This window comes from Colwellia sp. 6M3 (assembly GCF_014077595.1).
Lineage (GTDB): Bacteria > Pseudomonadota > Gammaproteobacteria > Enterobacterales > Alteromonadaceae > Cognaticolwellia.
Genome location: NZ_JACGWF010000117.1, coordinates 1 through 10034 on the forward strand (window position 1 = coordinate 1; position 10034 = coordinate 10034).

General features: G+C 38.1%; 10 protein-coding genes. 4 read left to right on the forward strand and 6 right to left on the reverse strand.

The window, feature by feature from the left end; translation table 11 throughout:
- A partial coding sequence (locus tag H4J50_RS17165) for a DUF6776 family protein (RefSeq protein WP_182257479.1) occupies nt 1-650 on the reverse strand: 650 nt, incomplete at its 3' end.
- Between the two features lie 59 nt (nt 651-709).
- On the opposite strand from H4J50_RS17165, the gene H4J50_RS17170 reads away from it, so the two are divergent.
- The 4 genes from H4J50_RS17170 to hemL all read left to right on the forward strand — a co-directional run bounded on the left by H4J50_RS17170 (nt 710) and on the right by hemL (nt 5362).
- Entirely contained in the window at nt 710-2401 is a 1692-nt protein-coding gene (locus H4J50_RS17170) for a chloride channel protein (RefSeq protein ID WP_182257480.1), read from the forward strand.
- On the forward strand, nt 2398-2829 hold the full coding sequence (locus tag H4J50_RS17175; protein WP_182257481.1) for a CopD family protein: 432 nt from the start codon (nt 2398-2400) through the stop codon (nt 2827-2829). Before H4J50_RS17170 ends, H4J50_RS17175 begins: the two co-directional genes overlap by 4 nt.
- A gap of 198 nt (nt 2830-3027) precedes the next feature.
- Nucleotides 3028-4038 carry an aspartate carbamoyltransferase gene (locus H4J50_RS17180; protein ID WP_182257482.1) on the forward strand — a complete coding sequence of 337 codons (1011 nt, stop codon included), beginning with the start codon at nt 3028-3030 and terminating at the stop codon, nt 4036-4038.
- A gap of 40 nt (nt 4039-4078) precedes the next feature.
- Nucleotides 4079-5362 carry a glutamate-1-semialdehyde 2,1-aminomutase gene (gene hemL / locus H4J50_RS17185; protein ID WP_182257483.1) on the forward strand — a complete coding sequence of 428 codons (1284 nt, stop codon included), beginning with the start codon at nt 4079-4081 and terminating at the stop codon, nt 5360-5362.
- Nucleotides 5363-5495: 133 nt separating this feature from the next.
- Here the strand turns inward: hemL and H4J50_RS17190 are convergent, their stop codons facing one another.
- From H4J50_RS17190 to petA, 5 genes are all read right to left on the reverse strand, one after another.
- On the reverse strand, nt 5496-5987 hold the full coding sequence (locus tag H4J50_RS17190) for a ClpXP protease specificity-enhancing factor (protein WP_182257484.1): 492 nt from the start codon (nt 5985-5987) through the stop codon (nt 5496-5498).
- 11 nt (nt 5988-5998) lie between these two features.
- Nucleotides 5999-6640, reverse strand: coding sequence for a stringent starvation protein SspA (gene sspA / locus H4J50_RS17195; protein ID WP_081150077.1), 642 nt, complete (start codon nt 6638-6640; stop codon nt 5999-6001).
- Between the two features lie 95 nt (nt 6641-6735).
- A complete protein-coding gene (locus tag H4J50_RS17200; RefSeq protein WP_108457334.1) occupies nt 6736-7434 on the reverse strand; it encodes a cytochrome c1 in 699 nt (232 codons plus the stop codon).
- A complete protein-coding gene (locus tag H4J50_RS17205) occupies nt 7431-8699 on the reverse strand; it encodes a cytochrome bc complex cytochrome b subunit (protein WP_108457335.1) in 1269 nt (422 codons plus the stop codon). The genes H4J50_RS17200 and H4J50_RS17205 overlap by 4 nt, the downstream gene beginning before the upstream one ends.
- A complete protein-coding gene (gene petA / locus H4J50_RS17210; RefSeq protein WP_108457336.1) occupies nt 8699-9289 on the reverse strand; it encodes a ubiquinol-cytochrome c reductase iron-sulfur subunit in 591 nt (196 codons plus the stop codon). Before petA ends, H4J50_RS17205 begins: the two co-directional genes overlap by 1 nt.
- Between the last annotated feature and the right edge of the window lie 745 nt (nt 9290-10034).

Below are 10034 nucleotides of genomic sequence, written 5' to 3' on the forward strand. Positions count from 1 at the left end.
ATCGCAGCGACATTAATAGTTTCAGGAATAAAATTTTCAGGCAGAGTTAATTCACCGGCAATAATTTGGAAGTACTGAAAACTAAATGATAAATCTTTCTGCTCTAAGGTAGACAGCTGAGATAAAGCAATAGTAGTTGGCTTGTTATCTAAACTACCCGTAATCGAGATCTCGATATAACCTTTTGCATATCGTTTGCGTAATAACTGCTGAACGAGGACAACTTGAAAGCGATAATGCCCCGGACTTTCTGATTTAGTTAGGCTTACACCATCGATAACTAAACCATTGGCTTGTTTTTCTGGCGCCATAACTTTTTCATAAAAAGCGAGTTCTTTTTTAACTTGATAGTGTGCTTGTTCAATAGACTTTAACGTTTGCTGGCTTTGGATATTCGCCATACGCTCAACTTCTAATTCAACTTCTAAGGTATTTATTCGCTGAGTTTTCTCAACCAGTTGCTGATAAGTAAAGTCTAATCGGTTTTGTTGTTGTGCTAAGGTTTGCGTTTGATAGCCATGATAGAAATTACCTATTCTATAACCACAGAATAGTAATATAGCGACAATGATCAAGAGTAAAATCGCCGAACTAAATGTTCCTAAGCGCTTTACTACGGTGCTGAAATTTATTTTTGCTAACCAATTCATTTGAAAAGTATTATGATATCCGCAATGTCTGTAAATATGTCCAATAAAAACAACTCAATATGAAGACAATAAACCAACTTAAAAAACGCCTTGCTCTACCTCAAACATCTTGGCAGCTATGTTTATTAGCGGCTATTGGAGGTTTTGCATCAGCAATGCTGGTTGTGCTTTTCATATTCACCATAGAAGGTGTTCAATCATTTTTTATGAGCGAAAAAGACGACTATAACAGCTTAACCCCTTTAAGTCGTTTCCAATTACCAATAATCGGTGCGGTTGTCATTCTATTCTTTGCTTGGCTAACGGGATATAAATATATTCGTAGTGGCATTCCTTTTGTTTTGCATCGTTTGAAGATTGCCAATGGTGTAATACCTTTTCGTAACACGGTTAATCAGTTCATTGGAAGTGCAGTAGCACTGATTGCTGGTTTCTCTGTTGGTAGGGAAGGCCCTGCGGTACATCTAGGTGCCGCTTGTAGTAGTTATATTGGCAATAAATTAAACTTACCCTATAACGCTATTAGAAGTTTAAGTGCTTGCGGTATTGCTGCTGGCATTGCTGCTTGTTTTAATACCCCTATTGCCGCGGTTTTATTTGTGATGGAAGTAATATTACGCGAATATAAAGTCCATATTTTCATACCGGTAATGATTGCCGCTATTGTTGGCTCTATGACGACAAGTAGTATTTTTGGGCCAACACACGAATTCGGATATTTCACCGATATTACTTTAAATATTGATCATTATTTCATCTTAGCTATTTTAGGTATGATATTGGGTCTTATTGCCTTTGTCTTTAATCGCTACTTAATTTTAGTAATAAAACACAGTGCTCGTTTTCATATTGTTCCGCGAATACTTACAGCTGCATTTATAACCGGAGCGTTAGGCTATGCAGTACCTTATGCCATGGGAACTGACCTCAGTGCTATTAATTTTTCTTTGCAAAACAATTTAGAATTACAGTTATTACTTGGCTTATTAGTCGCAAAAGTACTGATGACCATATTCGCCCTAGGCTTAGGTATACCTGGTGGGATTATTGGTCCAATTCTTGGCATTGGCGCTATTGCAGGAATTTGTGGCTCCGTTATAGCTACCTACTTTATGACCGGAAATTTTTCCGCCAGTGACTTTGCTTTAATGGGCATGGCAGGTTTTATGGCCGCTACACTCAACGCGCCTTTAGCTGCCTTGCTTTGTGTAGTTGAAATGTCTAATCAAATTGAAATTATTGTTCCTGCCATGATTGTTATTACGAGTGCTTGTGTTTTCTCTGGTCAATTTTTTGGCAACCGCTCAATATTTATAATGCAGCTAGAAGTACAAGGTTTACCTTACCGAAGACCCCCTATTGAAAAATCCCTCCAACGTATAGGAGTAATTGGGGTAATGGAGGAAGCCTTCACACTATTGGATAATCCCAGTGAAGATGCAATTAGTGTCGCACTATCGGAACAAACCCCACAAGATAACCTTATTTGTAAAGTGAGTCGCAATAACGAACAGGCAACATTTATTTTTTATCAGCAAAACACCACCAATATTGAAGATACCCCTTCAATAGAGAAACATACGCTATTGCCACTTTCTAGTCAGGCTACATTGGCTGAAGCTTATTTATTATTAGTCAAAACAAGGGAGGGTGGAGTTTATATATACCAAGATAATCCCGATCAAATTATGGGTATAATAACTTTTGACTATATTCGCTCTTACCTATTAAAAGGAAAAACCGACAAATGACAACCATTCTTTGGCTCAAAGCATTTCATGTTTTTTTTATGGTAGCCTGGTTTTCAGGCATTTTTTATTTACCCCGCATTTTTGTAAATCATGCTGAATCTAAAGAGCCCTCGGTACACCAACACTTTAAAGGTATGGAACGCCGATTACTTTATTTTGTTACACCTTTTGCCCTTTTGACTGTGCTACTGGGTATTGCGATTATTGTTCAATATGGCTATGCATGGTTTGCTGCTGCTAAATGGTTACACTTCAAGATTGGCTTAGTCATTTTATTGCTGCTCTACCATGGATACTGCTTTAAACTTGTCAAAACATTTGCTGAGGATAAGAACACACGTTCTGGGAAGTTCTATAGATTTTTCAATGAAATACCCGTCATAATATTACTAATTATTGTGATTTTAGCTTACATTAAACCTTTTTAAATCTTGGCTAGAAATCAAACAAAATTCTTAATAGAAATTAGATAATACATATTCTGCACGTAACTTTTGTGCTATATTTCGCTGCAAATTTTTGCTGTTATTTTTATGTATCAGCCCGCTATTTATTATAAATAAAAGAGATTAACAATATAGCGAATTGTCTCATTGCTAATCTACTTTATAATTTAGGTATTATTCATGATGAAATTTGAAGGGAACCATATCCTATCTGTATCGCAATTCGATAGAGAAAGTATTTCCCGTATTCTAGAGATTTCAACGCTAATGGCCCCTTACGCCATGCGAAAAAAACGCTGTCACGTCCTCGACGGTGCAATCTTAAGTAATTTGTTTTTTGAGCCTAGCACCCGAACGCGCGTTAGTTTTGGTACAGCTTTTAACTTATTAGGCGGTTTTGTTAGAGAAACAGTTGGACAGGAAAACTCTTCTCTTTCAAAAGGCGAATCGTTATTTGATACCGCACGCGTTATTAGCGGATATTCTGATGTAATAGCAATGCGCCATCCTGCCATGCACTCTGTAGCTGATTTCGCTAAAGGTAGCAGTGTTCCAGTAATCAACGGAGGAGATGGCGCTAATGAACATCCGACTCAAGCCTTATTGGACTTATTTACTATTCAGTCAGAAATGGCGCGTTACGATATGGGGCTTGATGGTTTAAACATCGTTTTAATGGGCGATCTTAAACACGGCAGAACAGTACACTCGCTTTCTAAATTAATTAGCTTATACAACAATATAAAAGTCACTATGATTGCGCCTAAAGCATTACAAATGCCTGATAGCATAGTAGATACACTGACTAATGCTGGACATGAAGTGGTGATGACCGACAAAATTGAAGGCAACTTGGCTTGTGACGTAATTTATCAAACTAGAATTCAACAAGAGCGTTTTGCAAGCAAAGATGAAGCTGATTTATACCGTGGTCACTTTAGTTTAAACCGAAAAATATATCAGCAATACTGCCATCAACACACCGTAATCATGCACCCACTACCGCGCGATTCTCGTGTTGAAGCTAACGAGTTAGATATCGATTTAAACGACCTAGATAATTTGGCGATATTTCGTCAGGCACAAAATGGTGTTTTGGTTCGCATGGCATTATTTGCATTGAGTTTAGGCGTTGAAAGCCGACTTAGCCATTATGAGAAACCCGTTACCTGGCATACCAATAAATACTAATTTCAATCTCAAATGTAACGTTAACAACGAGTAGATGACTATGACAAAAAATTCTCAGCAATTATTTAATGAAGCCCAAGAAATTATACCCGGTGGCGTAAACTCCCCCGTTCGTGCTTTTAATAGCGTTGGTGGCACACCATTATTTATCAAAAAAGCACAAGGTGCTTATATTTTCGATGCCGACGGTAAAAAATATGTCGATTATGTCGGTTCTTGGGGACCTATGATTTTAGGTCATAACCATCCTGCTATTCTTGAGGCTGTTATTGAAACGGCTCAAAATGGTCTTAGTTTTGGTGCTCCTACTGAACTAGAAATAACCATGGCTGAAAAAGTACGTGAGATTGTTCCATCGATGGAAAGATTACGTATGGTCAGTTCTGGTACCGAAGCCACCATGAGTGCTATTAGATTAGCGCGAGGGTTTACAGGTCGTGACAAGATATTAAAATTTGAAGGCTGTTATCATGGTCATGCAGATTCTTTATTAGTTAAAGCTGGCTCTGGCATGCTCACTATGGGCGTTCCAAGTTCGCCGGGTATACCCGAAGATGTTGCCAAACATACTTTAACGGTAAGCTTTAACGATATTGACCAAGTAAAAGAAATATTTGAAAAATTTGGTAATGAAATTGCTTGTATTATTGTTGAGCCTGTCGCTGGTAACATGAATTGTATACCACCTGTAGCAGGTTTCTTGGAAGGCTTACGCGCAATTTGTGATCAATATAAAAGCGTTTTAATTTTTGACGAAGTTATGACTGGCTTTCGTGTAGCTTTAGGTGGTGCACAAGCTCACTACAATATTTTGCCAGATTTAACCACTCTCGGTAAAGTTATTGGTGGAGGCATGCCTGTTGGTGCTTTCGGTGGTAAAAAAGAAATCATGGATTACATTGCACCCGTTGGCCCAGTATATCAAGCAGGCACGTTATCAGGAAACCCAATAGCGATGGCAGCAGGTTTAGCGTCGTTAAATGAGCTTTGTAAAGGCAATAAACATCAACAGCTAAGTGATGCGACAGAAAAGTTAGCAATGGGCTTAAAAGCAGCAGCTGAACGCAATGGTGTGTCACTCGCAATTAATTATGTTGGGGCAATGTTCGGTTTCTTCTTTACTGAAGAAGAAAATATAACCAGCTTTGCTCAGGCAACTGCATGTGATGCCGAGAAGTTCAATCGATTCTTTCATTTGATGCTAGAAGAAGGTGTTTATCTGGCGCCTTCATCTTTTGAAGCGGGTTTTGTTTCTACGGCACATGGCGAAGATGAAATTGCATTTACCTTAGCTGCAGCGGATCGTTGTTTCGCTCAATTGTAATTTAGAATACCAGAAAACAAAAAAGGTAAGCATTACGCTTACCTTTTTTAATATTTATACAACCTGATTCAATTAAGTGCTGTTTCTTTCATGATGAAAATTAGGTAACTTAGAATATCTGAACTCAAAAAGCTTAATCTTTTTTGGTTTTAACAACCGAAAGGCTTGGCCTTTTTGCTTTAGATATATCAGCGTTTTCTTGTTTTCCTGACACTTTTCCATCCACTTTATTATCTACTGCTTTCACCGAAGATACTTTAGCCGGTGGTTGCGCAGGCTTTTCAACAATATCATCTTGTTCAGGATGCTCAATTTCTAAGGAAGTACCTGCACCATTTTCTTTGGCATAAATGGCACCAATAGCGCCATAGGGCACGCTCATATTTTCAAGCTTGCCCCCAAAGCGAGCACTAACTTCGATCGTCTCTGCACCCATTGAAATACTACCAACAGCGGATAGAGAAACATTCAACACGATTTGACCGTCATTTACATATGACATTGGAACCATAACACCATAAACATTTACATCGACTACAATGTAAGGTGTTAAGCCATTGTCTGAAATCCAGTCATAGAAAGCCTTAACAATATAAGGCTTAGTTGATGTCATCGCGTTTGTCATAACATTAGTGCTTAAACTGGTGCGCCAAAGCGTAGTTCACGCTCAGACTCAGTTAATGACGCTTGAAAAGACTCACGTTCAAATACTTTTAACATATAAGATTTCAGCTCTTTTGAGCCTTGACCTTCAAGTTCAATACCCATAACAGGTAAACGCCAAAGCAATGGAGCCAAGTAACAGTCAACTAAGCTAAACTCTTCACTCATAAAGTAAGGTGCTTCATTTAAAATAGGAGCAACACTTAACAAGCTTTCTTTTAATTCCTGACGAGCTTTTGCTGCGGCATCTGCTGGTCCGTTATAAATAGTTTTTGCTAAGCTGTACCAGTCTTGCTCGATACGATGCATCATTAAACGACTACGACCACGAGACACTGGGTATACCGGCATTAGTGGTGGATGAGGAAAACGCTCATCCAAGTATTCAATAATAATTGACGCTTCATAAAGTGCTAATTCACGATCAATTAACGTTGGCACAGTACCGTAAGGATTTAAATCAAGTAAATCCTCAGGTAAATTGGCTAGGTCAACCAAATGGATGTCTACACCGACACCCTTCTCTGCCAACACAATGCGGGTTTGATGACTGTACATATCATCTGCATGCGAATATAAAGTCATAACAGAGCGTTTGTTTGCGGCTATGGCCATAATGCCTCCAAAAATTTTTAATTAAAAAAACTAACAAAGGGGGCCAAAGCCCCCAGTAATATCTAAAGTTTACACTGTATTAAAATCATTAATAACTAGTGTACATCTCTCCAGTATTCTTTTTTCAGTAAGTATGCAAAGAATAGTAGGATAAATAGGAAACCAATAACCCAATAACCTAAGCTTTCACGCTCAAGTTTGTTTGGTTCACCGGTATATTCTAAGAAGTTGGCTAAATCACGAGCAAACTCATCATATTCTTCGGTGGTCATAGACCCGCCAGTAGCCTCAGAAAGGTTACCATGCTCATCTATTGTACGAACACCTTGAAGATTTTGTAGTACATGTGGCATACCAACATCTTTAAATACTTTATTGTTTACACCAAACGGACGACTTTCATCAACATAGAAAGAGCGCAAATAAGTGTATATCCAATCAGGACTTCTAAAACGAGCTTCAAGTGTTAAATCTGGTGGTGTGCTACCAAACCACTTCGCCGCTTCTTTGCCTGGCATAGTATTAGTAATATGATCACCGACTTTTTCACCGGTATACATATAATTAGCCGCGCCATCTTCATCAGAAATTCCAAGATCAGCAAACGTACGATTATAGCGCTGATACTTCAATTCATGACAAGCTAGACAGTTATTAATGTAAGCTTCAAAACCACGTTTTAGAGACTCTTTGTCACGTAAATCATTATTAGCTTCATCTAACTTTAGACTAGGGCCAGATGCTATTGCTAACATAGGTAGCACAGCTAAAACTGCTAAAATTAATTTTTTCATTTTCCTGTCACCCTCTCTGGAACTGGCTGAGTTTTTTCGTTTTTACTGTAAATCCATATCGCAACGAAAAAGCCAAAGTAACCGAAACTCGCAATCGTACCAATCATGTTATTTAGTGGGTTTGAAGGTAAAGTACCTAAAACACCTAAAATGATAAAACAAATAGCGAACTGAATAAGGTTTACCGTATGGGCTGTACAACGGTAACGCAATGATTTAACCGTACCACGGTCGAACCAAGGCAACATGAATAATGCGATAATCGCACCAAACATACCTACGGCACCTAACAGCTTATCTGGAATAATACGTAAAATAGTATAGAAAGGACCAAAGTACCATACTGGAGCAATATGCTCAGGCGTTTTCAAGCCGTTAGCAGGTTCAAAGTTTGGCGCCTCAATAAAGTAACCACCACCTTCTGGTGCAAAGAACATAACGCCACAAAATATAATCAAAAAGATGACTACTGCAACTAAATCTTTAACGGTGTAATAAGGATGAAAAGGTATCGCATCAACAATATCGTATTTCTTAGTGTACTGCTCATGGAAAGTAAATTTACTTTGCTCTTCAGGAGGAACACTACCTTTAGGCTTTTTAATATTCGTGCCGTCTGGGTTATTTGAACCCACTTCATGTAGCGCTAAAATGTGTAAGAAAACCAACACAACTAACACTAATGGTAAGGCAATAACATGTAAGGCAAAGAAGCGGTTTAGTGTCGCCCCAGATATAACATAATCACCACGGATCCAAAGGGTTAAGTCATCACCAATAACGGGAATAGCACCAAATATAGAGATGATTACTTGCGCACCCCAATATGACATATTACCCCAAGGTAACAAGTAGCCCATGAAGGCTTCGGCCATTAGTACTAAGAAGATTAACATGCCAAATAACCACAGTAATTCACGCGGTTTTTGGTAAGAGCCGTACATCATTCCACGGAACATATGCATATATACAACAACAAAGAATGCTGAAGCACCCGTTGAGTGCATATAACGCAATAACCAACCGTAGTCGACGTCACGCATGATGTATTCTACAGAAGCAAATGCGCCATCGCCTGAAGGCTCATAGTTCATTGTTAACCATACACCAGTTAATAATTGGTTTACTAAAACAACACTCGCCAAAATACCAAAAACATACCAAAAGTTGAAATTCTTTGGTGCAGGGTATTGTGCTGCATGTTTGTTCATTGCGTCCATCAAAGGTAGACGCTGTTCGATCCAAGCCATTAAGTTAGAAAACATTATGCTGCTCCTCCGGCCACACCAATTAATAATGTGTCATCAGTAGGAAATGAATGTTCAGGAACCATCAAGTTAGTTGGTGCCGGTACACTTTGGAAAACACGACCAGCCATGTCAAATTTTGAACCATGACAAGGACAAAAGAAACCGTCTTTAACGCCTTCAACCTCTTGATCAAAGTCGCCTTTGCGATAAGTAGGAGCACAACCTAAATGAGTACATACGCCTAATGCCACTAAAAATTCAGGCTTAATAGAACGGTATGCATTAGTTGCATAAACTGGTTGTTGTGGTACTTCTGACTGAGGGTCTTTCAATTGACCATCATGAGCACTCAAAGTAGATAGAATTTCTTCTGTTCTACGTACAACATATACAGGTTTACCGCGCCATTCAGCACGAATTAATTGACCTGGCTCTATCTTACTTACATTGACTTCAACCGGCGCACCTGCAGCTTTCGCACGAGCGCTAGGGTTCCAAGATCCAATGAAAGGCACAGCCACACCGACAACACCAACACCACCAACTACCGAAGTAGCTGCAGTTAAAAAGCGTCGACGGCTGTTGTTAACAGGCGCATTGCTCATTCAAACTCTCCAATTATTATCTAGCTAAAACAATAACAGCTGACTAAGAAATCTCCTCAGTGCAAGTGTATATTGCTGATCGACTAAATCAACGAAAAAAAAATTGTTCTGATAATAAAGAAAACCCTTGTTTTTTACAAGGTAATTAACCTTTTCACTGCAGGTTTATATGAATATAAGTTAAATATAAATTGTCTATTGCAGTAAATAACAACCATTCTCATTAATCGGCTTTTTATCTAGCCTAATACAAATATATATCGCTAAAAACTTTAAAGCGAGAAACAACTTAGAAATATTAAATACAATCTCCCCCTTTGACTAAAAAATACAGTTTAAATGAAGTTGGACTAACATTTTCCACAGCTGCGTAATATGTATCTTTCTCTAAAATATAAATGTGATATACAAAATTAACCTCCAGTCAGGAGATATTTAGCCTGACTTCTTAAAATGAAGTCGTAAATCATATTAAAGACTTTTATGTTGAAATATTTTCATCTGCAACTTCACTCGTAAAGTTCGGAAAAAATAAAATGTCGTTCGCTTCCCAAACTAAAAACAAGATCATTAAAATAATATAATGGCTGCTAAAGTTCAAAATAATGATGTTGTTGTTTTTTGGTTAGTATTTTAAATTTCTAATATACCTAACGCGTATTTAAATTAGCTTTAGTCTATTTTTTCTTACGCAATAATTTAATGAGAATGTTTTTTTTAAAGGTTTTAAAGAGCCCTAATATAC

What these genes read in the sequence shown, in the direction of transcription:
- petA (WP_108457336.1), bottom strand. Translation starts at nt 9,289, where the DNA reads ATGAGCAATGCGCCTGTTAACAACAGCCGTCGACGCTTTTTAACTGCA.
- H4J50_RS17190 (WP_182257484.1), bottom strand. Translation starts at nt 5,987, where the DNA reads ATGACAAACGCGATGACATCAACTAAGCCTTATATTGTTAAGGCTTTC.
- sspA (WP_081150077.1), bottom strand. Translation starts at nt 6,640, where the DNA reads ATGGCCATAGCCGCAAACAAACGCTCTGTTATGACTTTATATTCGCAT.
- H4J50_RS17170 (WP_182257480.1), top strand. Translation starts at nt 710, where the DNA reads ATGAAGACAATAAACCAACTTAAAAAACGCCTTGCTCTACCTCAAACA.
- hemL (WP_182257483.1), top strand. Translation starts at nt 4,079, where the DNA reads ATGACAAAAAATTCTCAGCAATTATTTAATGAAGCCCAAGAAATTATA.
- H4J50_RS17180 (WP_182257482.1), top strand. Translation starts at nt 3,028, where the DNA reads ATGATGAAATTTGAAGGGAACCATATCCTATCTGTATCGCAATTCGAT.
- H4J50_RS17205 (WP_108457335.1), bottom strand. Translation starts at nt 8,699, where the DNA reads ATGTTTTCTAACTTAATGGCTTGGATCGAACAGCGTCTACCTTTGATG.
- H4J50_RS17200 (WP_108457334.1), bottom strand. Translation starts at nt 7,434, where the DNA reads ATGAAAAAATTAATTTTAGCAGTTTTAGCTGTGCTACCTATGTTAGCA.
- H4J50_RS17175 (WP_182257481.1), top strand. Translation starts at nt 2,398, where the DNA reads ATGACAACCATTCTTTGGCTCAAAGCATTTCATGTTTTTTTTATGGTA.